The sequence below is a fragment of the Paraburkholderia dipogonis genome, from assembly GCF_042680985.1.
Taxonomy (GTDB): domain Bacteria; phylum Pseudomonadota; class Gammaproteobacteria; order Burkholderiales; family Burkholderiaceae; genus Paraburkholderia; species Paraburkholderia phytofirmans.
Window position 1 is genome coordinate 302,274 of record NZ_JBHUFR010000016.1, and the last position, 25,904, is coordinate 328,177.

The window sequence follows — 25,904 nt, forward strand, 5'->3', positions numbered from 1 at the left end:
TATGAATCCGTGGCGTTTTGCTTCACTGCCCGGAAAATCGCGATGATTTCCCGATGCAGTTTTCGCCCAGAGGCGAACCCTATGCGACAGCTTACTGGCTTGCGCCCGAAGCCGGAGCAGCAGCCGAGGCAGCAGCGTCCGAAGCAGCAGCGCCTGCGTCCGAAGCAGCGGTCGTAGCCGAAGCAGCAGCGTCGCTCGCAGCAGCAGCAGCACCCGAAGCAGCAGCAGCCGAATCCGAAGCAGCAGCAGCCGGTGCCGAAGCAGCAGCTGCGTCGCTAGCCGGGGCAGCGGCTTGGTCGTTGCTCTTGTTGCATGCAGCCAGTGCCACAGCTGCCAACAGGGATGCTACGAGGAGGGATTTCTTCATGATCACGTCCTTTTATGGTTTAAAGGTAAGCAACAGCGCAAAATAAAACCGGTAATGTGCTCCAACACCGACCTGGGCCGCTGGTGGAGAAGCTCTTTTGGCGAGCTCGAATCTTCCCTACGGCTTGGGCGGAAATTATATGCACTTTCGTACTGACAATCCATAAATCCGGGGTCAATACGTTGTCTTTCTCATACAAAATTTCACTGTACGGTATAGCAGGCAGGCAGAGTTACGCAAGCTCGCCCACTTGTATCCAGCCCGCACAATACCACTCGTGTAGCCGTGCTGTCACCGACGAATCGTGTGAGAGTGTTACAAAGCGTTTCGCACTCATGCAGCGGTGATTTGCGAGGTCAAACAACCACTTTTTCGCGCCTTCGAATGACGTTTCCTCTCCATTTACGAAGAAAAAACGGCGGTTGTACAACAAATTAGTCTTGCGGTCCAGCCGAATACCTGACTTCGAAGCCTGACTGATGAAACGGGCTTCATTAAGCGGCCTTTGCGGCGGATCAAAGACGACACTCGGCTTGGGTTCGCTGAGATACGTGCCAAGGAACGACGCAATATCCTGCTCATTCCATTTAATGCCAGCAAGGATTGCGCCAACCCTTTCGACCAACGCCGCGGGGAGCTCGGCCGGACGCTCCACGGCGGGTTGCTGCGGATCGCGATAAAGCCCGCCCGGCCGACCCGCCGAGTCGCCGCGCTCGGCCAGATGGTAGAGGAACTGGCCGGTCAATTCGCTCGCCGAAGGGGCGCGAAAACCGATCGAACAGGTCATGCATTCGCCTTCGGCGATGCCGTCGTGAGCGATGTGCGGCGGCAGGTAAAGCATGTCGCCGGGTTCGAGCAGCCACTCCTCTTCGGGCTGGAAATTCTGTAAAACTTTCAAAGGCAAGCCGGGTTGCAGTGTCAGATCTTTCTGCGCGCTAATGCGCCAACGGCGCTTGCCTTTTACTTGCAAAAGAAACACATCGTAGGAATCGAAGTGCGGACCTACGCCGCCGCCGTCGCTTGCGTAGGAAATCATCAAGTCGTCGAGACGCGCGTCCGGCACGAAGCGGAAACGGTCGAGCAGGGCGCGCGCGCGATCGTCGTGGAGATCGACGCCTTGCACGAGCAGCGTCCATGCGCGCTGCTTCACCGAAGGCAGTTCGTCAGGCGCGAACGGCCCGTGTTCGAGCTGCCATTTATTGCGGAAATGCGTGATCAGGCGCGCTTCGACTTCGTCCTGATCGGCCAGCTCGAAAAATTCGTCGCGTGAAAGCGGCGCCTCGACGTTCGGAATAGCCTGGCGAATCAAGAGCAGCTTTTTTTGCCAGTAGCGGCGCATGAATTGCGACGGCGTCAGGTTGCCGAGCAACGGTGTGGGCGTGTCTGACGAAGGCGGGAGAACCGGAACAGCCGGCTTTGAAGCCGGCGACGAATTCCGTGCCGAAGCTGCGTCGGCCGGGTGGTCAGTGGGCCGCTTGGGCATCGTATAATGTGAGTTGTATTCTGGAGAATCGAATGAAAATCGCAAAGAACACCGTCGTGTCGGTCGCTTACAAGCTGTCGGATGCGCAGGGCAATCTGATTGAAGAAAGCGACGAGCCGATGGTCTATCTGCACGGCGGCTATGATGGCACGTTCCCCAAGATCGAGGAAGAGCTCGACGGCCACGAGGCCGGCTTCGAGACCCAGATCCAGCTCGAGCCGCAAGACGCGTTCGGCGAGTACGACCCTGATCTCGTGAAGATCGAGCCGCGCAATCGCTTCCCGGAACCGCTCGAAGTCGGCATGCAATTCGAAGGCACGCCGGAAGAAGGCGACGAGGATCTCGACTCGCTCGTCTATGTGGTGACCGACGTCGCCGAAGACAAAGTCGTGCTCGACGGCAACCATCCGCTTGCCGGCATGGCGCTGCGTTTCGCGCTGACGGTGAAAGACGTGCGTCCGGCTACCGAAGACGAAATCCAGCACGAACACGCGCATGGCGCCGACGGCCTCGAAGTCCTCGACGAAGACGAGGACGACGAAGAAGAAGGCAAGTCAGGGCCCACGCTGCACTGAGCTTGCAGGCATGCCGGGCACGCTTGAAGAAGCGCCCGGCATGCGTGGCTGAGTGGCCGAAGCGGGCGGCGTCGACGTGGCCGGCCCGTAACCACCGCCACCCTGATCCGCCGGTATGCGCGGTTGCTGATCCAGTTGCGACTCTCCGGGCGTCTGCAACAGTGGCGGCAATTCCGAGGCGGGTCCGAGCGCCGGCACAGCCGGCATCGAAGCAGCCGGTTCATCGCGCGGCAACACGGGTTGCGCGGTGGGCATCGGTATTTGCTTCGGCACATCGCGCACACTTACGCGGAACGGCGGTTTTCTGCCGAAATCCGCGTCCACCTGAATCCACTGGTTGAGACGATCATGCGGCGCGAGCGCAACACGCGTGAGATTCGTCACCAGCATTCCTTTGTCATTGCGTAGCGGCTGATCGATCACGAAGCCGGCGCTTGCACGTTCGTCGTCGCAATGAATCACAAGCACCGGTCCGCGGAAAATCTGCGCGAGCTTCACGAGGCTGCGTTTGAATTCCAGAAAACCGTCGCGGCGGGTGTTGCGCGCAAAGCGCAGCCACGCGAAACGGTCGGGCCGTTCGTAACGCTCCGGGTCCGGATCGCCCTGGATGAACACGACGATCGCACGCGCGTCGCGGCGTTTCGCATATTCGCCGGCATGTTCCAGCCAGAATGCATTGGCGATCACGCGGTCTTCGAACTCGCCGTTGCGTCCGCCCGCGGTCAGATAGTGATTGTTCGGACTCGGCGCATTAAGGCCGACGAACACCGTATCGCCCACTTGCCAACGCACGTTCTCGCGATACGGACGAAAGCGCGAGACTTCGCTTTCACGCGTCAACCCGATCGGGTTCTGGCCCATCGAGGTGGCGTCGGCAAAGAGCGTTTGGCGCAACTGGTCGAGCCGTTCGGTCGGATCGAAGCCGCCCGCTTCGGCCGTGCCGCAATCGGCCCAGTCGTGCTGGCCGGGCATGAAAAAGAGGGCGGGCCGCGAGGTTTCGAGCAGCGCGTGGCGGCGTTCGTAAAGTGCGTCGCGGCAAGCCTCTTTCGCGCCCTTCAGATTGCCGTCGTACACGATGAACGACATGTCGCGCTCGCGGCTGATCGCTTCGATCAACCGCTGCGTGGGCGCTTCGTCGGCGACGCTCTGCATCGTATTGGCGATGACCGCGAAGGTGTAGCGTGAAGTGTCGGCGTACGCCGACGGCGCGAATCCTGACAACCCCGCGAACAGTCCCGCGAGCGGCACGCCGCCGCCCCAGAGTGTGAGGGCGAGGGTCAGCGCCGCGCGGAGTTTGCGCAGCCGCTGCGGGGGCTTGTGTGAGTCAATGATCCGCATCCGGCGCGGCGGCCAGTTCGTGCAATTCGTACAGCAGATCGAGTGCTTCGCGCGGCCGCAGATCGTTCGGATCGATGCCGCGCAGACGCTCGACGAGCTCCTGCATGCCAGGCGGCACCGCGGGCTCTGCCTTCGCATCGCGCTCGTCGTCCGCGTCTTCGAGCAGCATCGGCATGGGCGTGGCGAACAGATCGAGTTGCGGCGCGGGTTGCGCGGCCGACTGCTGTTCCAGATGCGCAAGATGCTTACGCGCCGCGCGAATCACCGCGTTCGGCACGCCGGCGAGTTGCGCGACCTGCAGCCCGTAGCTCTGATTCGCCGGACCTTCGCTGACCGCGTGCAAGAACACGATGCCGTGGCCATGCTCGACCGCCGACAAATGCACATTGGCCGCCTGCGGAAACTCCGCGGGCAACTGCGTCAACTCGAAGTAGTGCGTGGCAAATAGCGTATGGCAACCGTTGTGCGCGAGCAGATGCCGCGCAATGGCCCACGCCAGCGCGAGCCCATCGAACGTGGACGTGCCGCGGCCGATCTCATCCATCAGCACGAGACTTTGCGGCGTGGCGTCGTTTAGGATCGCGGCGGCTTCAGTCATCTCGACCATGAAGGTCGAGCGGCCGCCGGCGAGGTCGTCCGCCGCGCCGATGCGCGTGAAGATGCGGTCGATCGGCCCGAAGGCGGCGCGCCGCGCGGGCACATAACTGCCCACATAAGCGAGCAGCGCGATCAGCGCGGTCTGGCGCATGAAGGTCGATTTACCGCCCATGTTCGGGCCGGTGATCAGCAGCAGTTTGCGCTCGGGCGTGAGCGAGCAGTCGTTGGCGATGAACTGCTCGACCTGCGCCTCGACAACCGGATGCCGCCCCTGTTCGATTTCGATGCCAGCGTTTACCGAGAAGGTCGGCGCGACCCAATCGAGCGCGCGGGCGCGCTCGCCGAAGGCCGCCAGCAGATCGAGTTCGGCGAGCGCCGAGGCGACCCGCTGACAATCCGGGATGAAAGGCAGCAGCACCTGCAGCAGCGCGTCGTAGAGCGAGCGTTCGCGGGCGAGGGCGCGTTCCTGCGCGGACAGGGCTTTGTCCTCGAACGTTTTCAGTTCCGGCGTGATGTAGCGTTCGGCATTCTTCAGTGTCTGGCGGCGGCGATAGTCGTCGGGCACCTTGTCGGTCTGGCCGCGCGTGACTTCGATATAAAAGCCGTGCACCTTGTTGTATTCGACGCGCAGATTGCCGATGCCTGTGCGCGCGCGCTCGCGTGTCTCGAGGTCGATCAGGAACTGCCCGCAGTTCTCCGAAATATCGCGCAGTTCGTCCAGTTCCGCGTCGTAGCCGCGCGCGATCACGCCGCCGTCGCGCACCATGGCCGACGGTTCCTGCGCAACCGCACGCCTGAGCAGTTCCACGCAGGCTTGCGGCGGTTCCAGAGAAGCGTCGATGCGCGCCAGCGAATCCGCATTCGGCGCAACGGCTGCGAGTTGCGTGCGCAACTCGGGCAACGCGATGAAGGTATCGCGCAGACTCGATAGATCGCGAGGCCGCGCGGACAGCAGCGCGAGACGCCCGGTAATCCGCTCGATGTCCGAGATCTGCCGCAGCGCGCCGCGCAACGAATCGACGCTCGCGCCCGGCGGCGCGTCGAGCAAGGCGCCGATCGCCTGTTGACGCGCCTGCGCCACGGCCGATTCGCGCGGCGGATGATGCAGCCAGTGACGCAGCAGCCGGCTGCCCATGGTCGTGCAGCAAGTGTCGAGCAGCGAACACAGCGTGGGCGATTCGGTGCCGCGCAGTGTTTCCGTGAGTTCGAGGTTGCGGCGCGTGGCGGGGTCGAGGCCGATATATTCGGATTCGTATTCGACCTTCAGGCTGCGCACGTGACGCAACTGCTGACCTTGTGTGGCCGCGGCATACAGCAGCAGCGCGCCGGCCGCGCCGCATGCGCAGGTCAGCGAATGCGCACCGAAGCCGTCGAGGCCCGCCACTTCCAGCTGATCGCACAAGCGTTGCGTGCCCGAGGTGACGTCGAAGTGCCAGACCGGCACGCGGGTGAGGGCGCCCGCATTGACCGGCGGCGTCCAGCTTGCCGCGTCGCTGGGCGTGTCGGCCACCAGAATTTCCGCGGGACGAATGCGCTCGAGCGCAGCCGCCACCTGGTCGGGTGCGACTTCGGCGAGGCGCAACGCGCCGCTCGCCAGATTCAGCCATGCAAGGCCGACGCTGGTCGCCACGCCGCGCCGGTTATGCGCGACGCACATGGCCAGCAGATAGACATCGCTCTTGTCCGACAGGAGCGCTGCGTCCGTGAGCGTGCCGGGCGTGACCACGCGCACCACTTTGCGCTCGACCGGGCCCTTCGACGTGGCCGGGTCGCCGATCTGCTCGCAAATCGCGACGGATTCGCCAAGCTTCACGAGCTTGGCGAGATACTGTTCGACCGCGTGATGCGGCACGCCGGCCATCTTGATCGGATTGCCCGCCGACGCGCCACGCTGCGTGAGTGTCAGATCGAGCAGGCGCGCGGCTTTTTCCGCGTCTTCGAAAAAGAGTTCGTAGAAGTCGCCCATCCGGTAGAACACCAGCGTGCCCGGATGATCCGCTTTGATGCGCAGATACTGCTGCATCATTGGCGTGTGCTGTGCGACGTCGTTGGCCGCTGCGGTTTGAATGCCCATCCTCGGTATCTTCTTGCGTAAGCTGTTCAGGGCGTGAGTTTAACCTGCCGGCGCAGCGAGCGGACCCTGGCCGGATGGCCAATCTGAATAGTCACTCGGCATTGCAGACCCCGCGCGCGGCGGCAAATTCTGCGCGAGCCGCGCCGCTCCCGCCTCACCCGCAAAACCACGTCATTCTTCCACCATGGCCCGCATGTCCACTGTGCGTTCATTCACCGTGCTACGCCGCTTTGCAAGCCACATCATGAAGGTGATGAACGTGCCGAACACCACGATGATCCACTGCGCCGGCATCTTCGCCGTAAGCAGCAGCGCGTAGACGCCGAGCATCAGCAGCACGGCGAGGTTCTGGTTGAAATTCTGCACCGCGATCGAATGTCCCGCGGAGAGTAGCGTCGCGCCGCGATGCTGAAGAATCGCGTTCATCGGCACGATGAAAAAGCCCGATAGCGCGCCGAGCAGAATCATCAGCGGATAGGCGAGCAGAATGTAAAACGGCAGCACGTATGTGCCGATTCGAATGCCCGAGCCCGGCGGGAACAGATCCTTGTTGTAGAAGGCCATGGCGATCGCCACCGCGCCGGTCAGAATGCCGACCGGCAAGACGCGCAGCGATTTGCGCAACGGAATCAGCGCGGCCGCCGCCGCTGCGCCGACCGCGATGCCGAGACCCGTGACGCCTTGCATGACCGCCGCCTTCGAGAGCGACAGCCCGAGGTTCACGTTGGCCCACTTGAGCACCAGCAATTGCAGCGTGACCGCGCCGCCCCACATCAGGGTCGTCACCCACAGCGCGATCTGCGCGAGTTTGTCGGCCCACAGCACGTTGAAGCAATGATAGAAATCGCCGACCAGTTTTTTCGGTTCGCTCAGGCGACTTTCATAACGCGCGCCCGTGTCGGGAATGAAGATGTTGATCGCGGCGGCGATCGCATAGGTCACCATCGTCGCGAACATGGCGAGATCGGCGGAGGAACGGATCAGCGGCAGATGCGCGTGCGCGACGAATTTGTCGGCGAAGGTGCTGATCAACGCGCCGCCCACCATCGTGCCGACGATGGTCGACAGCACGGTGGCCGATTCGAGCCATGCGTTGGCCTTGACGAGTTTTTCCGCGGGCAGCAGTTCAGTGAGGATGCCGTATTTGGCCGGCGAATACGCGGCCGCGCCGAAGCCGACCACGCCGTAGGCAATCATCGGGTGAACGCCCGCGATCATCATCAGGCAGCCGCTCGCCTTCAACGCGTTGGAGATGAACATGACGTGCCGCTTTTGCATCGAGTCGGCGAAAGCGCCGACGAACGGCGCGAGCAGCACGTACGAAACGGTGAAGAAAATCTGCAGCAGCGGCGTGACCCAGGCGGCCGAGCGAATCACGGAGAGCAGCGCGATGGCCGCGATCAACAGTGCATTGTCCGCCAGCGACGAAACAAACTGCGCCGCGATGATTGTGTAGAAGCCTTTTTTCATGAAGCGGATTGGAAGCTGCGCGAGAAGTCAGGCGCAAAGCGGGGCGCAGCGAAAAACGCGCGAAACGCAGCCGGCAATGACGTGCGCCGGCGCGGCATCCCGCTTTGTAGCACGAACGCCCGCCGCATGCAGGCGCGCCAACGAAAAAGCGGCCGAAGCCGCTTTTTCATGTTCCGCTTGCTGGCGCCGCCCTCGCAGGGCTTATGCCGCTTGCTGACGCGTGCGGCTGTAGCGCGACAGGATCGGGATCATCTGCGCGTAGACCTTCGCGTTGCCCGCGACGATTTCGCCAACGTGCAGGAAATCCGAATCGCCCGTGTAGTTGCCGACCAGGCCGCCGGCTTCCGTGATCAGCAGGCTGCCCGCGGCAACGTCCCACGCATTCAGGCCTTGCTCGAAGAAACCGTCCATGCGGCCGGCGGCGACGTTCGCCAGATCGAGGGCGGCGGCGCCCGGACGGCGCAGGCCGGCGCAGGCTTCGGTCATTTCAGCGAACTGGCGGCCGTACGCTTCGAGGCCGTCTCTTTCGCGGAATGGGAAGCCGGTGCCGATCAGGCCGTCGGCCAGACGATCGCGCTTGGCCACGCGGATGCGGCGATCGTTGAGGAACGCGCCGCGGCCGCGCGAGGCGGTGAACAGGTCGTTGCGGGTCGGATCGTAGACCACGGCCTGCGTCACGATGCCCTTGTGAGCGAGCGCGATCGAGATGCAGTAGTACGGAAAACCGTGGATGAAATTGGTGGTGCCGTCGAGCGGATCGATGATCCACTGGTATTCGGACTCGTTATCCGACTTGCCGGATTCTTCGGCGAGGATCGCGTGATCGGGGTAGGCGGTCTTGAGCGTGTCGATGATCGCCGCTTCAGACGCTTTGTCGACCTCCGTGACGAAATCGTTGTGCTGTTTCTTGCTGACCTGAACCAGATCGAGATCGAGCGAAGCGCGGGTGATGATCTGCGAAGCGCGGCGCGCGGCTTTCACAGCGATATTGAGCATGGGATGCATGAGACTGGATCCTTGTGCCGGGGCAGCACGGCTGCTGGCCGGTAATTGAGCGCTAACCTGCGCTAATTGGGCGCCCTCTAAGAAGCGCGAAAACAGCACGGAACACTCGCCCGGTACAACCGGTGCGCATTCCGCCGACGGAGACGAATTGGATAAGAACGAGGCGTTCATGCAGTGCCGAACGGCAAAGCAGGGCGCGAATTCCGGTATTTTACCTGAGTCCGGACGCCGCGGCAGCGTTTGCGGGCCGGCGGCCAGCCTGATGAAGTTTTACGCGGCTCGGCCCGGCATTGGCAGGCGCATTGCCGTACGCATCGGCATGCGCATCTGCGCCGATTTCGGACCGCCAGCGGCGTTGGCGCTACCATACGCGTCTTTAGCTTGCAGAATTCCATTGTGGACCACACCCACCATTCCTCCGATCCTGCCGTAGCCGAACTGCGCGGCGGCTTCACCTCGACGCGCTTCGTGCTGGTCGAGCCGAGCCATCCGGGCAACGTCGGCGCTGCGGCGCGCGCGCTGAAAACCATGGGTTTCTCGCGACTCGTCCTTGTGTCGCCGCGCGTGCCGCACGTGCAAAGCGATCCTGAAGCCATCGCCATGGCAAGCGGTGCCGACGAAGTGCTGGCGTCCGCGCACGTTGTGCCGACCCTCGCCGATGCCTTGAGCGGCGTGCACTGGTCGATCGCGCTGACCGCGCGGCTGCGCGAATACGGGCCGCCGCAATGGACGCCGCGTGCCGCGGCCGGCATTGCGCGTGAACAGGCGGTGCATGGCGAGATCGCGCTGGTGTTCGGCAACGAGCGCACGGGTTTGTCGAACGAGGATGTCGAGCGCTGCAGCGCGCTTGCGCATATTCCCGCCAATCCGGCCTATAGTTCGCTCAATCTCGCGCAGGCCGTGCAGGTGCTGGCGTATGAACTGCGCACGATGTATCTGTCGGCCGAGAGCGGCGCCGCTGCGGTGCAAGCCGCGCCTCAGGCGGCAGCGGGCGATGGCGAGCCCGTCGGTGCGCGCGCCGCGAGCGACGAAATCGAAAGCATGTTCACGCATCTGGAAAGCGCGCTGGTCGCGCTCGGCTTTCTCGATCCGGCCAATCCGAAGAAGCTGATGTCGCGCCTGCGGCGTCTCTTTGCGCGCTCGGGTCTCGAGCGCGAGGAAGTGAATATCGTGCGCGGCATCGCCAAACACATTCTGTTGAAAAGCAAGTCCAAGGACGACGCGTCCTGAAGGCTGCGTGCCGTACCTGAACTGAATGCTTCCCCGTTAGCCGGCGACGACCCCGCCGGCAGCGTGGACTTCCGGCAGGTTTTCCGCAATCCCCCTACAATCCCCAAGACGTTCTAAGCAAAGCTGCCGCCGTGCTATGCGGCGAGCCACGCCGTCGTGCGCGCCAGGTTGCGCGTGCGGCGCTTTCTCCCACAACACAGTCCCTGCCATGTTCACGAGACTTCGCGAAGACATCGCCACGATCCGCGAGCGCGACCCCGCCGCCCGCAGCGCCTGGGAAGTCCTCACGTGTTATCCGGGTCTGCATGCGCTCGTGCTGCATCGGCTCGCGCACGCGTGCTGGCAGGCGAGGCGCCGCTGGCTCGCGCGTTTCATCTCGCAGATGGCGCGCTTCACGACTGGCATCGAAATCCATCCGGGCGCGACGCTCGGGCGGCGCGTGTTCATCGATCACGGCATGGGCGTGGTGATCGGCGAGACCGCGCAGATCGGCGACGACTGCACGATCTATCAGGGCGTCACGCTCGGCGGTACCTCGCTCACGCGAGGCGCCAAGCGGCATCCGACGCTCGAGCGCGGCGTGATCGTCGGCGCGGGCGCGAAGGTGCTCGGCGGCTTCACGATCGGCGCGGACGCGAAGATCGGCTCGAACGCGGTGGTGACCAAGCCCGTGCCGGCGCGCGGCACGGCGGTGGGCAATCCGGCGCGGATCATTGTGCCGGCGGCCGCGGTGGCTTCGGAAGCGGCGGCCAACGCCGGTTCCAACGGCGCCGCGCGCGACGGCAAACGCGCCGCCGCGAGCAGCGGCTTCTGCGCATACGGCATCACACCGAACGCGGACGATCCGGTGTCGCTGGCGATTCATGGGCTGATCGATCACGCCGCGACGCAAGCTAAACGCATCGACGAAATCGTCGATGCGCTGGAGCGGCTGGGTACCAGTCTCGAAGGACTGCAAGGAGCGGATGCTGCGTTGCTCGATCTGCGACGGTTGTCGGCGGCGATTGCAGGGAAAGTGGACGCGGTGGCAGCGGAGCGGTGAAAGTTATTCGTGTGCGCGCCGCCGAGGCCAGCGCTAACAGCGACGCTAAACGTGGCGGGGAGCGAGAGTAGCCATAACAACGCCGGCACGCGTGGCCCGGAGCAGTGCCGAACTACCTTGCGCACGTGATCCATCGACACGGGCGCAATCAACCGCCGCCACCTTCAACCCAACGGCAACGCCCGAATCCCTTCAGCGTCGATACGCAAATACCCGCCACGGCGCTCGCCGTGGTCGAGATCCCAATCCGGCAGAACCCAGCGCGTGCCGCCCGGCTCGCGATGCCGCGCCGGCCGGTGCGTGTGCCCATGGATGAGAGTCGCCGTTTTCGACGACTTGAATAACGCAGCCACCGCCGACGCCGTCACGTCGTACTTCGGCGAGACCGGCCGCGCGCGGCCTTGCTCGCTTTTCGAGCGCATGTTCTCAGCGAGCTTCTGACGCCAGCGCAACGGCCACGCGAGAAACAGCATCTGCGCGAAACGGTTGCGCGCAAAACGCCGGAACGTTTGATAGCCGCGATCCGCCGTGCACAAGGCATCGCCGTGCGCGAGCACGAGGCGCGTGCCGAATGCGGTGATCACGAAGGGATCGGGCAGCCAGATCGCGCCGGCTGCTTTCATGAAGCGCTTGCCCAGGAGAAAATCGCGGTTGCCGTGCATGATGTAGAGCGCGATGCCGCGCTCCGACAACGTATGCAGCAGCGCCGCCATGCGCTCGGCGAACGGCTCGACGAGCATATCGTCGCCGATCCAGTACTCGAACAGATCGCCGAGTATGAACACCGAATCTGCCTGTTCGGCCGTGAAGCGGATGAAATGCTCGAACGCGGCGACCGTGTGCGGGATCGCCTCGCTCAGATGAATATCGGAGAGGAAAAAAAACGGGCGTGCGGCGTGCGGGCGTTTGCCCTCGCCAGGCACGCCCGCGGCGACGCTTCGCAGCGGCGTTTCTTGCAGCATTGAAGGTGCCTGATATCAGTTCGAACGAATCGATGCTCGCTACGACACTTAGTCGACGATCACAGCCTTTTCGATCACCACGTCGTCCGCCGGCACGTCCTGATGGAAGCCCTTCGAACCCGTCTTGACCTTCTTGATCTTCTCGACGATGTCGAGGCCTTCGACCACCTTGCCGAACACGGCGTAACCCCAGCCTTGCGGCGTCGGCGACGAGTGGTTCAGGAAGTCGTTGTCGTTCACGTTGATGAAGAATTGCGCCGTGGCCGAGTGCGGGTCGTTCGTGCGCGCCATGGCGACCGAGCCGTTGACGTTCTTCAGACCGTTGTTTGCTTCATTCGTGATCGGCTCGCCCGTCGGCTTCTGCTTCATGCCGGGTTCGAAGCCGCCGCCCTGGATCATGAAGCCGTCGATCACGCGGTGGAACACCGTGTTGTCGTAGTGGCCGGCCTTCACGTAGTTGAGGAAGTTCTCAACCGACTTCGGCGCCTTCTCAGCGTCCAGTTCGAGTTTGATGACGCCGTGGTTCGTATGCAGTTCAACCATGATGGAATCCTTTGATGAACAGGGTGGGTAAAAGGCGCGGCAAGTCGTCACGATTTGTCATGATTTGACTTTCAGCCGCGCCGGGGCGTGGATTGAGCGCTGACGCTTTTCTCGTGCGCGCGCCTGACTATGGCGCGCTGGTCCTGCGATTACTTGCCGACGACCGTGGCCGACTCGATCACGACCGGCTTTTGCGGCACGTCGCCCATCGGGCCGCGCGAAGTGGTGGGCGTGCCTTCGATCTTCTTCACGACGTCCATGCCGCTCGTGACCTTGCCGAACACCGCGTAGCCGTTGCCGTCCGGATTCGGATAGTCGAGGCCGGCATTGTCCACCGTGTTGATGAAGAATTGCGCGGTGGCCGAATTCGGGTCGCTGGTGCGCGCCATGGCGAGCGTGCCCGTCATGTTCTTCAGACCGTTACGGCTTTCGAGCTGAATCGGCGCGCGCGTCGGCTTCTCCGCGAAGCTCTGCGTGTAGCCGCCGCCCTGGATCATGAAGCCACGAATCACGCGATGGAAAATCGTGCCGCTGTACTGGCCGGACTTCACGTAGTCGAGGAAGTTGGCGACCGTCTTTGGCGCCTTCTCAGGATACAACTCGACGCGGATGTCGCCTTCCGATGTCTTGAAGAGGACGGACGGATGCGCGGCTTGCGAACCGGACTGGGCAAATGCGGGAGCGTTTGCGATCAGGGCGGCGCTGCCGAGCGCCAACATCAACCATTTCATGAAGATCCTCAGGGTTGGAAAAAACGTATTGCGCGAAGCGTAATGGCTTTACTTCGACGGCGCCATGTAGGGCGGCATGGCAAGCGAGCCATTCGCGCCGCCGTACTGGAAGCTCGGCGTTTGCGTCATGTTCGAGGTGGCGCGGGCGGTGTAGTCGTCTTCCGTGCTGGCGGCCTGTTTCGCCTGGGCCGCGGTTCTGACCGGCGAGATGACTTTCTGAATGTCCGCGAGACGCTGCGTGGTGGTGGGGCTCACCTTGCCGAGGCTCTGCGCGCGGCGATAGGCCTCGTTGGCCATGCGCAGATACAGGTCGCCGAGATTCTCGTAGGCGAGGCCGTAGCCCGGGTTGACCTTGGTCGCCGTTTCGAGCGCGGCGCGCGCTTCGGCATATTGACCATGCTTCGCGTAAAGCGCGGCGAGGTTGTTATAAGGCTCGGGCAACTCGGGGTACGTCTGCGTGAGTTCGGTGAACGCGGCGATGGCTTCGTCGTCGCGATTCAGGTGGGCGAGCACCGTGCCGCGCTTGAATTTGGCTTGCGCGTCGCGCGGATTCGAGGCAATGCGCGCGTCGAGCTGGGTCAGCGAGGCCGCCCAGTTTTTCTGCGCGATCGACGCGTCGATTTCCGGCGTGTTGTCGCGCACGGCGGGGCCCTGCGGCAGCGTGGCGGTCTTCTGCGCAAAGGCGGCCGCGGCCGGCACGGCCGCGAGGGCGAGCGCCACGGTGACGCGCAAGGTGAGGGCCCGCGTGGCGCTACCGAAGGCCGTCGCGGCGAGGGTCGCAGCGCTGCGCGCGCGGCCGCTTGAAGGTTTCATAGGCTCAGGTCTGGATGTTATACTCCGACCCATTCTAACAAAAGGTCTGCGCGTTCCGTCGAACCGCAAACTGTCTTTTCGCCACTCGTGGTCGTCTCCGCCTTGATCGCAGCCTGACCGCCGCACCAGGTGCACCGGTTTTGCTGTATGCGACACGCCCGCCGTCCGGTTCCTGACTGGCGGGGCGCGCCGCGCATGAAACACATTGCGGATTTCTTTCGGCCCACGCACCGTTCTCTATGGAATCACTGCGCATCTACAACACGCTCGCGCGTGACAAGCAAACTTTCGTGCCGCTGCAAGAGGGCGTCGTGCGGATGTACGTCTGCGGGATGACCGTGTACGACTATTGTCACGTCGGTCATGCGCGGGTGATGGTCGTGTTCGACATCGTGCAGCGCTGGTTGCGCACGCTCGGCTACGACGTGACCTACGTGCGCAATATCACGGATATCGACGACAAGATCATCCGGCGCGCTGTGGAGAACGGCGAGACCATCAAGGCGCTGACCGATCGCTTCATCAACGCATTGCACGAAGACGCGGACGCGCTCGGCATCCAGCGGCCCGACCTCGAACCGCGCGCCACGGATTTCATTCCGCAGATGCTCGGCATGATCGAGCAGCTCGAGGCGAACGGCTACGCCTATCAGGCGAGCGACGGCGACGTGAACTATGCGGTGCGCAAGTTCGCGAACTACGGCAAGCTGTCGGGCAAGTCGCTCGAAGATCTGCGCGCGGGCGAACGCGTCGCGGCGAACGACGCAAAGCAGGACCCGCTCGACTTCGTGTTGTGGAAGCAGGCCAAGCCGGAAGAGCCCGCGGATACGGGCTGGGATTCGAAGTATGGGCGCGGCCGCCCCGGCTGGCATATCGAATGCTCGGCAATGGGCTGCACATTGCTCGGCGAACATTTCGACATTCACGGCGGCGGCCAGGACCTGCAGTTTCCGCACCATGAAAACGAAATAGCGCAAAGTGAAGCTGCTACCGGTCAAACCTTCGTTAATTTCTGGATGCACAACGGCTACGTACAGATCGACAATGAGAAGATGTCGAAGTCGTTGAACAACTTCTTTACGATCCGCGAAGTATTGGCGCAGTACGATGCCGAGGTTGTGCGTTTCTTTATCGCACGCGCGCATTACCGCTCGCCGTTGAACTACAGCGACGTGCATATCGACGACGCCCGCAACGCCCTCGCGCGTTTGTACACCGCGCTGAAAGACGTCACGCCGGACGCCGCCGAACTCGACTGGAACGAAGCGCATGCGCAGCGTTTCCAGGCAGCAATGAACGACGACTTCAACACGCCGGTTGCAGTGTCGGTGTTGTTCGAGTTGGCAACAGAAGTGAACCGCACGCGCGACCCCGCGCTGGCCCGTCAATTGCGCTCGCTGGGCGCGGTGATCGGACTGCTCGGCCGCGAGCCGCGTGCATACCTGCAGCAGGCAGCGGGGGCTGCAGCTGAGGGCGCGCTCGAGCCCGCCGCGATCGAAGCGAAGATCGCGGCGCGCGTGGCCGCCAAGCAGGCGAAGGACTATGCGGCAGCAGACCGGATCCGGGCCGAATTGCTCGAGGCCGGCGTTGCACTTGAAGACAAACCCGGCGGGTCGACCGAGTGGCGGCGCGTGTGAGCGCACCTCGACTTACCCTTTGATCGACTCGCCAGGCAGGAGGCAGGATGGCAACGGCCACGAAGACGCCGGCTAAACGAGCCGCGTCTCAAACAAACGCGCCAGCCGCGGCAAAGTCGACACGCACGTCGGCTCGCACGGGCGGCGGCGTGGTAGGGAAAGCATCGTCGAAAGTCGCCGGGGTGGCGGCCAAGACCGCAGCGGGCGCAGCGAAAAAAGCCGCCGCGAAGCGCGCGCTCAACGGCGCGTCGGCGCATGCGCCTGTCGTGAAGCGCGCGAAGCCGCCGCGTGCGAAGAGCAATGGCGCGTTGCCGGCAGAACTGGCCGGCGACGTGCAGGAACTCGCCCGCATCACCGTCGAGGGACACGAAGGCGAAGTCGTGCGCAAGACACGCGCGTCGACTAGCGCGGGCGGCGAAGCGGCGAGCACGAGCGAAGTCGCGGTGCCGGTGCAGATCGCGGGTCTCACGCCTGAAGTCACGCGTCCGGCCTATTGGGACAAGGCGTGTGCCGACCTCGTCAAGCGCGATCGCATTCTGAAGAAACTGATTCCGAAGTTCGGCCCGGTGCATCTGCTGAGTCGCGGCGATCCGTTCGTCACGCTCGCGCGGTCGGTGGTCGGGCAGCAGATTTCGGTCGCGTCCGCGCAAGCCGCCTGGGCGAAGGTCGAGGCCGCGTGTCCGAAGCTGGTGCCGCAGCAGTTCATCAAGCTAGGTCTTGAAAAGCTGACCACGTGCGGGTTGTCCAAGCGCAAAGCCGAATACGTGCTCGATCTCGCGCAGCATTTCGTTTCGGGCGCGCTGCACGTCGGCAAATGGACGTCGATGGAAGACGAGGCGGTGATCGCCGAACTCACGCAGATTCGCGGCATCGGCCGCTGGACGGCGGAGATGTTCCTGATCTTCAACCTGTCGCGCCCCGACGTCCTGCCGCTCGACGACCTGGGCCTGATTCGTGCGATCAGCGTCAACTACTTCAGTGGCGAACCTGTCACACGCAGCGAAGCGCGCGAAGTCGCCGCGAACTGGGAGCCGTGGCGCACCGTCGCCACCTGGTATATGTGGCGTAGTCTCGACCCGTTGCCGGTCGACTACTGAGAAAAAGAAACGGGACTATTCCAAAAGCTATCAATCGTTATGAATTGATAGTTGCGAGATGGTTTTGACATCGGCGCGCGCGGTTAGAATACGCGCTGCCGGTAAGTCCAAGGATTACAAACAATGAAGACCACGTTTCTGGATTTCGAACAGCCGATCGCTGAACTCGAAGCGAAGATCGAAGAATTGCGCTTCGTGCAGGACGATTCGGCCGTCGATATTTCGGAAGAGATCGAGCGGCTGTCCAAGAAGAGTCAACAGCTCACCAAAGATCTGTACGCGAACCTCACGCCGTGGCAGGTTTCGCAAATCGCCCGTCATCCGCAACGCCCGTACACGTTCGACTACGTGAACGAACTGTTCACCGATTTCCACGAACTGCATGGCGACCGCAACTATGCGGACGACCTGTCGATCGTCGGCGGCCTCGCGCGTTTCAACGGCCAGGCGTGCATGGTGATCGGCCATCAGAAGGGCCGCGATACCAAGGAGCGCGCGCTGCGCAACTTCGGCATGCCGCGTCCGGAAGGTTATCGCAAGGCTGAACGCCTGATGCGTCTTGCCGAAAAATTCGGCTTGCCGATTTTTACGTTTATCGACACACCGGGCGCGTACCCGGGCATCGGCGCGGAAGAGCGCGGCCAGTCGGAAGCGATCGGCCGCAATCTGTACGTGATGGCCGAGCTGAAGACGCCGCTGATCGCGACGATCATCGGCGAGGGCGGTTCGGGCGGCGCGTTGGCCATCGCGGTCGGCGACAGCGTCCTGATGCTGCAATTCTCGACCTATTCGGTGATCTCGCCGGAAGGCTGCGCGTCGATTCTGTGGAAGAGTGCCGCGAAAGCGCCGGAAGCCGCGGAAGCGCTCGGCCTGACCGCGCATCGTCTGAAGGCGCTCGGCCTGATCGATAAGATCGTCAACGAGCCGCTCGGTGGCGCGCATCGCGATCCGAAAGGCATGGCCGCCATGTTGCGCCGTGCGCTCGCCGACTCGCTGCGCCAGTTCCAGGGCATGAGCATCAACGACCTGCGTCAGCGTCGTTTCGAACGGCTCATGTCGTATGGCAAGTTCAAGGAAACGACGCCGGGTGCTTAAGCCCGCGCGCGTTCTCTTTCGCCTTCAGCGCTTAACGCGCTAGCGACGTGACTCTCACCGCCGAAACGCCAGCCGACCGCCTCGTACTTGAGGCGGTCGGCTTTTCTTTATCTACGCTTTCAGCTAACGCGCGTATCGCGGTCGCTTTCAGTGGCGGCGTCGATTCGAGTGTGCTGCTTGATGCCGTAGTGCGTGTCGCGGGCGCCTCGCGTTGTATTGCGTTGCACGTGCATCACGGGCTGAGCGCGCATGCCGATGCGTGGCTCGCGCACTGCGAGGCGTTCGCGCGGGAGCGTGGCGTCGAGTTCGCGGCCGAGCGCGTCGAGCTGTCGCGTGACGCGGGCGTGAGCGTCGAAGCCACCGCACGCGATGCGCGTTATCGCGCGCTGGACGAGATGTGCGCTTCCCGCGGCGTCGCCACGCTGTGGCTCGCGCAACACGCGGACGATCAGGCTGAGACTGTGTTGTTGCAATTGCTGCGCGGCGCCGGTCTCGCCGGACTTGCCGCGATGGCGCCGGAGTATTTGCCCGCGGGGGCGCTGGCCACACGCGTGCGGCCTTTGCTTCATCTGCTGCGCGCGCAGCTCGAACAATACGCTAGCGAGCGTGCGTTACGCTGGATCGACGATGAGTCGAACGCCGATACACGCTACGCGCGCAATGCATTGCGCCACGAAGTGACGCCGGCGCTGGCCGTCCACTTTCCGGGTTTTCGCGACGCGCTCGCGCGCACGGCGGCGCACGCGGCGTCGGCGCAGCGTTTGCTCGACGCGCTGGCGCGCATCGATATGCAAGAAGCGTCACGCGACGCAGGACGCGCTCTATCGCACGATGCATTGTTAGCATTCGACGACGACCGCGCGCTCAATCTTCTGCGTTACTGGATGCGTACGTTGGGCCTCGTCGCCGCATCGAGCGCCCGTCTTGGCGATGCGCTGCGTCAGTTGCGTGAGATCGGCGCGGCGGGCGAGGGTCATGGTCTGCGGATCGATCACGCGGGCCAGGCGTTGCGCAGCTATCGCGGCCTGGTCTATTGGGAAGCGGGAGACAGCAACGATCCCGCCGATGAAACCGCGCTCGCCGCGCGCGCGGTCAGCGAACTCGCGTGGCAAGGCGAGTCGATCTGGCGCTTGCCGCAATGGCGCGGCACGTTCGTATTCGCCGACGCCGACGCCGCAGTTGGCGAGGGCGGCGCAACGATTCCCGTGAGCGTTTTGCAACGTGCCATGTTGAGCGCGCGTTCGCGCAGCGGCGGCGAACGCATGCGCACGAGCGACGCGCCTCGCGCACCGAACCGCACGTTGAAAAACCTGTTCCAGGAGCGCGGTATTCCCGCGTGGAAGCGCGACGTGCCGCTGCTTTACATCGGCGGCGATCTGCTGTTCGTGCCAGGGCTTGGGGTCAATCGCGCAGTGTTGCCGGAGCCGATCGACGAGGCCGAATCACGTGTCAGGATCGTCTGGCGCGAGGATCTGCTGATCGCCTGACCGGCCGGTCGGACGCCTCGACTGTTCGTGCGGCGAATCCGGAAATAGGGCACAAATCTCACACGAAACAGCCCTTTGCAGCGCGTATTCAGCGCGATCCAATAGCCTTTCCAGCTTGTCTTTTTGCGCTCGATCGGGTACGTTAACTTGTTTGCCCGACCCGATTTCGCCTTCGCTTTTGTTGAATTAGTCGGTTTTCGATCGTGATCCGTCGTTTCCGGTAAGCCATCAGCGATCATTCCCGGGCAAATCCGCGCGTGCTGCACGCGTGCTGCATTTACGCCGCCACACACTCTGCCGTCGTTCACAAGACGTTGCGCTTCTGTGCTTTTGTGCGGTCGTCTCCAGCGCGCCAGCGCGGTTTCTCCTCCAGTTCAGAACGACAATGGCACTCATCGTACACAAATACGGCGGCACCTCGATGGGCTCGGTCGAGCGCATCAAGAACGTCGCCAAGCGCGTCGCGAAATGGCACAAGGCTGGCCACAAGATGGTCGTCGTGCCGTCGGCGATGTCCGGCGAAACCAACCGCTTGCTCGGTCTCGCGAAAGAAATCACGGGTCAGCCGAGCCCGCGCGAACTCGACATGATCGCCGCCACGGGCGAGCAGGTCAGCTCGGGCCTGCTCGCCATCGCGCTGCAGGAAGCCGGCGTCGACGCGGTCAGCTACGCCGGCTGGCAAGTGCCGGTCAAAACGGATAGCGCGTTCACGAAAGCGCGCATCAGCGACATCGACGGCGAGCGCGTGCTGCGCGATCTCGACGCGGGCAAGGTGGTGGTGATCACCGGCTTCCAGGGTATCGATCCCGACGGCCACATCACCACGCTCGGCCGCGGCGGTTCGGATACGTCGGCGGTCGCAGTCGCGGCCGCGTTGAAAGCCGATGAGTGCCTGATTTACACGGACGTCGACGGGGTCTACACGACCGACCCGCGCGTGGTGGAAGAAGCGCGCCGGCTCGACCGCGTGACGTTCGAAGAAATGCTGGAAATGGCAAGCCTGGGTTCGAAGGTGCTGCAGATCCGCTCGGTGGAATTCGCCGGCAAGTATCAGGTAAAGACGCGTGTGTTGTCGAGCCTGACCGATCCGCTGATGCCGCTCGACGCTGAAATGAAGTCGGGCACCCTGATTACTTTTGAAGAAGACGAGACCATGGAAAAAGCAGTCATCTCGGGCATCGCGTTTCAGCGCGACGAAGCTCGTATCGCCGTGATGGGTGTGCCCGACAAGCCGGGCATCGCGTATCAGATTCTCGGCCCGGTGGCGGACGCGAATATCGACGTCGACATGATCATCCAGAACCAGAGCGTGGAAGGCAAGACGGCGTTCACGTTCACGGTCGGCCGCGGCGACTATCAGCGCGCCATGGACATCCTCACGAGCCAGGTGAAGGGCCACGTGCAGGCCGAGCAGGTGCTGGGCGATCCGAAGGTGTCGAAGGTCTCGGTGGTGGGCGTCGGCATGCGCTCGCATGTGGGTATCGCGAGCACGATGTTCCGCACACTGTCGGAGGAGGGCATCAACATTCAGATGATCTCGACCTCCGAAATCAAGATCTCGGTGCTGATCGACGAGAAGTACATGGAGCTCGCCGTGCGCGCGCTGCATAAAGCGTTCGAACTGGATCAGGCGTAAGTAGCTTTGAATAAACGGGGCGTACAAGAGCGTCCCGTTTGTTTTGCGTGGCCGAGGTGAATAATTTGCGTCGCCAAAGACGAAACTGGCACAAAAACTGTCCGCCAGTCATTGACCTTCGCGGTTCGGCCCGCTATTATCTTGGCTTCGTCGCGCTGACTCCCTGCGCGACCGAAAGTTTGGGAGACGTGGCCGAGAGGTCGAAGGCACTCCCCTGCTAAGGGAGCATCTGGGCCAAAACCTGGATCGAGGGTTCGAATCCCTCCGTCTCCGCCAGAAGTGGTAGAGAGAACCCCGCAGAGTCTAGGCTCTGCGGGGTTTTGTTTTTTGGGGCGTTGCAGTTCGGGCGGATCAGTACGAAGACGGGTCGCTTTAACCTCGCTCATGAGCGCATGCACGATCCGGTCCTCCCGCAACCAACATTTAGCTCAGCTTGTAAATCGCCGCAGCCGTGTCATGCAGGAGTCTTCGCTGCTCCGCAACGGTGAATTTCGCGATCACCTCGAAGTACGCGCCATACAGTTTTTCGAAGCTGCAAGCTAGCTTGCTGATCGGCATATGACTGGCAAACATGCATCGATCGGGGCCAAAAACTTCAATGGTTTCGAGTATCCAGGACCGGACCTGAGCGACCGTCCAATGAATGCCGAAGATGCACTCCAGCCCGAATATTTTCACCGCCACATTGGAACACGCGCCCACCGCGATCATTTCACGTTTCCATGCTGTCTGGCCTTCGCTGGTCAGATCGAGTGGCCAACCCATGACGGGCAGCACGAACTGAATGTCCGGAAACGCCGTCGCCAGTGATGCAAGGTCGGGCAGTTGCGGCGCGAACATTTCCAGTTCGCAGATCAGACTACGCCCGCGCAGCGACGCAAGTCCATGTCGCCATGCCGAGTCCGACATGAGGTCCGGCCTCGGCGCATAGCGAAGCATTGGGTTCGTCGGATGCCAGCCCAGATGTTGGCGAACGCAACGGATTCGTTGCGCTGACGCATACGCTTCCAGCGTGGCCGGCAGATCAGGACTCGAAAAATCGACCAGAGCGATGATGCCGTTTGGGCGTCCTGTGGCGTTCGCAAGCTCTTGGGCCCAGCATGCTTCGTTCACCGGGTCGGTCGAAATAAATTCCGCCCAGACTGTGCCCACGACATTCAACGTGCTCGTGTCGCGCGCGTAGTCGTCGGGCAAGTAGATGCGGGGGAGCGCGCCGTAGTCGCCGACAAGCGCTTCGAAGCCTTCGCTGCGCGTCGCGAACACGGGGTAATGGAGGCGTCGGGCGTCGTAGAAGTGTTGGTGACAGTCAAGGATCGGCAAGGCGGCGCAGTCCATTGTCCAGGTCTCCGTACGAGAGCCAGCACTGAAGCACAGTGCTTGTCCGGCGAGGTTAGCACGACTCGCTTCTGCGGGTCTGCCATTGATTAATGCCCCTCCAGATCACTCTTAAAACGCGGGCCTTAACCCCAACCATTCCCACAAACTGCAACGGCCTCGATGACCGGGTAGTATTCTGCGAATCCGCGGCCGCCGCCACCGCGTTAAATCGCGCGCCGGCGAGGTTCGGCAGGGATAGATAGGTAACCGAATTATTAAAGCGCAACGTGGTGTCGGACGAGTCGACATCGCGTGGGTGCACGCCGGTCGCCCATGGCGCGGCGACCAACTGGAAGCAGGGCGTGGTTTGCCTGCAGGTCGAACTCGCTCGCCTGCAGGTTGCCCTCGCTCATGCGGAAGTTGGCGAGACCGCGCTCATTGCCGAGAAAGAGGACACGTTATCGACGACACACTACAACGTGAGTTGCGCAAATACCATGTGCCTGGCCGTGCCTATACACAGCATGCCGAACCCATCGCTGCATGAGCGCGCTGCGAGCAGAACCGTCCCGCATTGCGCCTTGCTCTGATTACCACGCCATGGCTTTTTCACCAAAACCCTATCCGATGTAACGAGACGTAACCTGGCGACCATCCGCGCGATGTTATGCATCAGTTATTACAAAGTTGAAATACGCGGTGCGGCGCCTTGCGCTATATTTCCGCCAACAACACATTCTTCCAAAGGGTGATCAATGAAGTCCGCTCGTCTTGTTCCACTTTTGATCGGGGTATTCGCGCTGGGCGCGTCGGGTGCTGCAATGGCCGGCGGCCTTAATGTGGGTGTCAACATTGGCATCCCGGCGCCGGTTTATGTTGCGCCGGCACCGGTCTACGCACCGCCTCCGCCGCCTCCGCCGCCGGTCGTCTATCAACCGGCACCCGTGTACTACGGCGGCCCGGCGATCGTGATCGGCTGGCACGGCGACCGCTACTGGGACGGCCGCCGCTACTGGGCGCGTGATGACTGGTACCGTCATCATCCCCCGGGCCATTACAACTACGGCCGCGACCACTACGACAATCATCGCGGCTGGCACTAAGCGTCCAGGCCGCGGTTGATCGAATCGCGAGCTCAAAGAAAAACCGCCCAAGTGGGCGGTTTTTTTATTGGGCTTCTGCGACAAGCCCGCAAAACGGGCCGCGAGTACGAAGCGCCACGCACTCACGCGGACGACTCGTCAGGATGCGTTTGCCAGCGAGGAAACCCATGGAATCTCCCGGTCGGATCGACGCGCCGCGCCCGTCGACGTCGTGCGCAACAGACGTGCGGATCGCGCGGGTTTATTGGGTAGAATTCTCTCACACTGCACTTGCCCACTCACCAACAAGGCCCCTATGACAACTGGCTCGCGACGGGTTCCAACGCCTCATGCACTCTGGTGCAGCGTGATTCATAGACCCTCGCGTGCCGGCCTCGCGATTGCGCCGCGTACATGGCGCTCCGCCAGCACCGCGATGATGTGCGGCGTGCTGGCCGTGGCTGGTCTTCTCATGGCGCCTCAGGCGCATGCGGTCTATGCGATCGCGCAATACGGCGAGCCGAAGTATCCGGCGGATTTCAAGCACTTCGACTACGTCAACCCGGATGCACCCAAGGGCGGCACGCTGGTGCTAGCCAATCCGAGCCGCCTTACCAGCTTCGACAAATTCAATCCTTTCACGCTGCGCGGCAATACGGCGCCGGGTGTCGACCTGATGTTCGAAAGCCTCACCGTCGGCAGCAGCGACGAAGTGGCGTCCGCCTACGGGCTGCTCGCTGACGACATCAGCATCGCGCCGGACGGCCTCTCGGTGACGTTCCACATCAATCCGCGCGCACGCTTTTCAAACGGCGATCCAGTCTCCGCCGACGACGTCAAGTTCTCGCTCGACACGCTGAAAAGCCCGCGGGCCGCGCCGCAATTCGCCTCGATCTTCGGCGAAATCACGCGCGCGGTGGTGGTCGATCCGCATACGATCCGCTTCGAGTTTCACCAGCGCAATCGCGAGTTGCCTCTTCTCGCAGGCGGCCTACCGGTGTTCTCGCGCAAGTGGGGGATGAAGCCGGACGGCAGCCGCATTCCATTCGACCAGCTCGCGTTCGAAAAACCGATCGGCAGCGGGCCTTATCTGATCGAGCAATACGACAACGGCCGCACCATCACCTATCGGCGCGATCCGAATTACTGGGGCGCGGCGCTGCCGGTGCGCGTCGGCATGAATAACTTCGATCGCATCGTCTACAAGCTGTATTCGGATAACACGGCGCGGCTTGAGGCGTTCAAGGCGGGCGAGTACGACGCACTGGTCGAGTACGTCGCGCGCAATTGGGTACGGCGTGACGTGGGCAAAAAATTCGACAGCGGCGAACTAATCAAACAGGTGTTTCCTCAACATAACGGCACCGGCATGCAGGGCTTCATGCTGAACACGCGGCGGCCCTTGTTTCAGGACGTGCGCGTGCGCAAGGCACTCGATCTCGCGCTCGACTTTCAATGGCTCAATCGCCAGTTGTTCTTCAATCAGTACACGCGTATCGACAGTTTCTTCGCCAACACCGATCTGCAGGCGAAGGGTCTGCCTTCGCCGGGCGAGTTGGCCTTGCTCGAACCGTGGCGCGCGAAGCTCGATCCGGCCGTGTTCGGGCCGCCGCCGAAGCAGCCGGACACCGACCCGCCCGGCTCGCTGCGCGCCAATCTGCTGGAGGCGCGCGCGCTGTTGCAGCAGGCCGGCTGGACCTACCGCGACGGCGCGTTGCGCAACGCCCGCGGCGAGCCGTTCCGCTTCGAGATTCTCGACGACTCCGGTTCGTCCGCGCAGATGGAGCCGATCGTCGCGACTTTCATCCGCAATCTGCAGAAGCTGGGCATCCAGGCCACGTTTCGCGTGTCGGATTTCGCGGTCTATCAAAAGCGTCTGGACGCCTTCGATTTCGACACCACCACGATCCGCATGCCGGATGTGCAGGTGCCCGGCTCCGAGCAGATCGAACGATTCGGCAGCAAGGCCGCCGATACGCAGGGTTCCGATAACATGATCGGGCTGAAGTCGCCTGTCGTGGATGCGATCCTGAATGCGCTCGTGCATGCGCAAACACGCGAGCAACTGATCGACGCGACGCACGCGCTCGACCGTGTGCTGATGCATGGCTACTATGTCGTGCCGCATTGGTACAGCGCCACGCATCGGGTGGCGTTCAAGCGCGGTCTTGCGTGGCCCAAAACGCTGCCCCTGTACTATTCGGCGGAAGGCTGGATTACGTCGATGTGGTGGTTCGCGCAGCCACCGTCGCAATCGCAGCCGCCGGCGCAACCTTAACCCCGCTGACGCCTCATTCATTCACCGCCTTCGCACCGGAAACAC

Annotated in this window: 21 protein-coding genes and 1 tRNA gene; 11 read left to right on the forward strand and 11 right to left on the reverse strand. The window is 62.8% G+C overall.

What is annotated here, in order from left to right:
• Window positions 1–91: 91 nt before the first annotated feature.
• Together ACFSNN_RS21560 and ACFSNN_RS21565 are read right to left on the reverse strand one after the other, a co-directional pair.
• The gene (locus ACFSNN_RS21560) at window positions 92–367 is read right to left on the reverse strand and encodes a hypothetical protein (RefSeq protein ID WP_083772052.1); all 276 of its coding nucleotides are present in this window, start codon (window positions 365–367) and stop codon (window positions 92–94) included.
• A gap of 232 nt (window positions 368–599) precedes the next feature.
• On the reverse strand, window positions 600–1,850 hold the full coding sequence (locus ACFSNN_RS21565) for a cupin domain-containing protein (protein WP_134455658.1): 1,251 nt from the start codon (window positions 1,848–1,850) through the stop codon (window positions 600–602).
• A 32-nt stretch (window positions 1,851–1,882) separates the two neighbouring features.
• Between ACFSNN_RS21565 and ACFSNN_RS21570 the strand changes: the two genes are divergently transcribed.
• Window positions 1,883–2,425: an FKBP-type peptidyl-prolyl cis-trans isomerase gene (locus ACFSNN_RS21570; RefSeq protein WP_012433513.1), complete on the forward strand. Its 543-nt coding sequence runs from the start codon at window positions 1,883–1,885 to the stop codon at window positions 2,423–2,425.
• On the opposite strand, the gene ACFSNN_RS21575 is transcribed toward ACFSNN_RS21570, so the two are convergent.
• The 4 genes from ACFSNN_RS21575 to ACFSNN_RS21590 all read right to left on the reverse strand — a co-directional run bounded on the left by ACFSNN_RS21575 (window position 2,405) and on the right by ACFSNN_RS21590 (window position 8,909).
• Window positions 2,405–3,763: a hypothetical protein gene (locus ACFSNN_RS21575; RefSeq protein ID WP_134455659.1), complete on the reverse strand. Its 1,359-nt coding sequence runs from the start codon at window positions 3,761–3,763 to the stop codon at window positions 2,405–2,407. The genes ACFSNN_RS21570 and ACFSNN_RS21575 overlap by 21 nt on opposite strands.
• Window positions 3,750–6,434 (reverse strand): DNA mismatch repair protein MutS, encoded by a 2,685-nt coding sequence (gene mutS / locus ACFSNN_RS21580; protein ID WP_134455660.1) that lies wholly within the window; start codon window positions 6,432–6,434, stop codon window positions 3,750–3,752. The genes ACFSNN_RS21575 and mutS overlap by 14 nt, the downstream gene beginning before the upstream one ends.
• Before the next feature lie 171 nt (window positions 6,435–6,605).
• Entirely contained in the window at window positions 6,606–7,904 is a 1,299-nt protein-coding gene (lplT, locus tag ACFSNN_RS21585; protein WP_134455661.1) for a lysophospholipid transporter LplT, read from the reverse strand.
• A gap of 201 nt (window positions 7,905–8,105) precedes the next feature.
• On the reverse strand, window positions 8,106–8,909 hold the full coding sequence (locus ACFSNN_RS21590) for an inositol monophosphatase family protein (RefSeq protein WP_134455662.1): 804 nt from the start codon (window positions 8,907–8,909) through the stop codon (window positions 8,106–8,108).
• Window positions 8,910–9,305: 396 nt separating this feature from the next.
• Here ACFSNN_RS21590 and ACFSNN_RS21595 point away from each other — a divergent pair, with 396 nt between their 5' ends.
• Entirely contained in the window at window positions 9,306–10,139 is an 834-nt protein-coding gene (locus ACFSNN_RS21595) for an RNA methyltransferase (protein ID WP_134458772.1), read from the forward strand.
• 208 nt (window positions 10,140–10,347) lie between these two features.
• Entirely contained in the window at window positions 10,348–11,181 is an 834-nt protein-coding gene (cysE, locus tag ACFSNN_RS21600) for a serine O-acetyltransferase (protein WP_134455663.1), read from the forward strand.
• Between the two features lie 164 nt (window positions 11,182–11,345).
• Here cysE and ACFSNN_RS21605 read toward each other — a convergent pair whose 3' ends face one another.
• The 4 genes from ACFSNN_RS21605 to ACFSNN_RS21620 all read right to left on the reverse strand — a co-directional run bounded on the left by ACFSNN_RS21605 (window position 11,346) and on the right by ACFSNN_RS21620 (window position 14,230).
• Complete coding sequence (locus tag ACFSNN_RS21605) at window positions 11,346–12,143, reverse strand: UDP-2,3-diacylglucosamine diphosphatase (protein ID WP_134455664.1); 798 nt, start codon at window positions 12,141–12,143, stop codon at window positions 11,346–11,348.
• Between the two features lie 48 nt (window positions 12,144–12,191).
• A complete protein-coding gene (locus tag ACFSNN_RS21610; protein WP_012433504.1) occupies window positions 12,192–12,686 on the reverse strand; it encodes a peptidylprolyl isomerase in 495 nt (164 codons plus the stop codon).
• 149 nt (window positions 12,687–12,835) lie between these two features.
• Window positions 12,836–13,417 carry a peptidylprolyl isomerase gene (locus ACFSNN_RS21615; protein WP_134455665.1) on the reverse strand — a complete coding sequence of 194 codons (582 nt, stop codon included), beginning with the start codon at window positions 13,415–13,417 and terminating at the stop codon, window positions 12,836–12,838.
• Between the two features lie 48 nt (window positions 13,418–13,465).
• Window positions 13,466–14,230 carry a tetratricopeptide repeat protein gene (locus ACFSNN_RS21620; RefSeq protein ID WP_134455666.1) on the reverse strand — a complete coding sequence of 255 codons (765 nt, stop codon included), beginning with the start codon at window positions 14,228–14,230 and terminating at the stop codon, window positions 13,466–13,468.
• Window positions 14,231–14,469: 239 nt separating this feature from the next.
• Here ACFSNN_RS21620 and cysS point away from each other — a divergent pair, with 239 nt between their 5' ends.
• From cysS to ACFSNN_RS21650, 6 genes are all read left to right on the forward strand, one after another.
• Complete coding sequence (gene cysS / locus ACFSNN_RS21625) at window positions 14,470–15,867, forward strand: cysteine--tRNA ligase (protein ID WP_134455667.1); 1,398 nt, start codon at window positions 14,470–14,472, stop codon at window positions 15,865–15,867.
• Window positions 15,868–15,914: 47 nt separating this feature from the next.
• Entirely contained in the window at window positions 15,915–16,964 is a 1,050-nt protein-coding gene (locus ACFSNN_RS21630; protein ID WP_134455668.1) for a DNA-3-methyladenine glycosylase family protein, read from the forward strand.
• 123 nt (window positions 16,965–17,087) lie between these two features.
• Window positions 17,088–18,059 carry an acetyl-CoA carboxylase carboxyltransferase subunit alpha gene (locus ACFSNN_RS21635; RefSeq protein ID WP_007181378.1) on the forward strand — a complete coding sequence of 324 codons (972 nt, stop codon included), beginning with the start codon at window positions 17,088–17,090 and terminating at the stop codon, window positions 18,057–18,059.
• A gap of 47 nt (window positions 18,060–18,106) precedes the next feature.
• On the forward strand, window positions 18,107–19,546 hold the full coding sequence (gene tilS / locus ACFSNN_RS21640; protein WP_134455669.1) for a tRNA lysidine(34) synthetase TilS: 1,440 nt from the start codon (window positions 18,107–18,109) through the stop codon (window positions 19,544–19,546).
• Between the two features lie 385 nt (window positions 19,547–19,931).
• A complete protein-coding gene (locus ACFSNN_RS21645) occupies window positions 19,932–21,182 on the forward strand; it encodes an aspartate kinase (RefSeq protein ID WP_134455670.1) in 1,251 nt (416 codons plus the stop codon).
• A gap of 182 nt (window positions 21,183–21,364) precedes the next feature.
• Window positions 21,365–21,458, forward strand: a tRNA-Ser gene (locus tag ACFSNN_RS21650).
• A 147-nt stretch (window positions 21,459–21,605) separates the two neighbouring features.
• Here the strand turns inward: ACFSNN_RS21650 and ACFSNN_RS21655 are convergent.
• The gene (locus ACFSNN_RS21655) at window positions 21,606–22,517 is read right to left on the reverse strand and encodes an amidohydrolase family protein (RefSeq protein WP_134455671.1); all 912 of its coding nucleotides are present in this window, start codon (window positions 22,515–22,517) and stop codon (window positions 21,606–21,608) included.
• A gap of 737 nt (window positions 22,518–23,254) precedes the next feature.
• Between ACFSNN_RS21655 and ACFSNN_RS21660 the strand changes: the two genes are divergently transcribed.
• Together ACFSNN_RS21660 and ACFSNN_RS21665 are read left to right on the forward strand one after the other, a co-directional pair.
• Window positions 23,255–23,602, forward strand: coding sequence for a hypothetical protein (locus ACFSNN_RS21660; RefSeq protein WP_134455673.1), 348 nt, complete (start codon window positions 23,255–23,257; stop codon window positions 23,600–23,602).
• Window positions 23,603–24,017: 415 nt separating this feature from the next.
• A complete protein-coding gene (locus tag ACFSNN_RS21665; RefSeq protein WP_134458774.1) occupies window positions 24,018–25,859 on the forward strand; it encodes an extracellular solute-binding protein in 1,842 nt (613 codons plus the stop codon).
• Window positions 25,860–25,904: the final 45 nt, after the last annotated feature.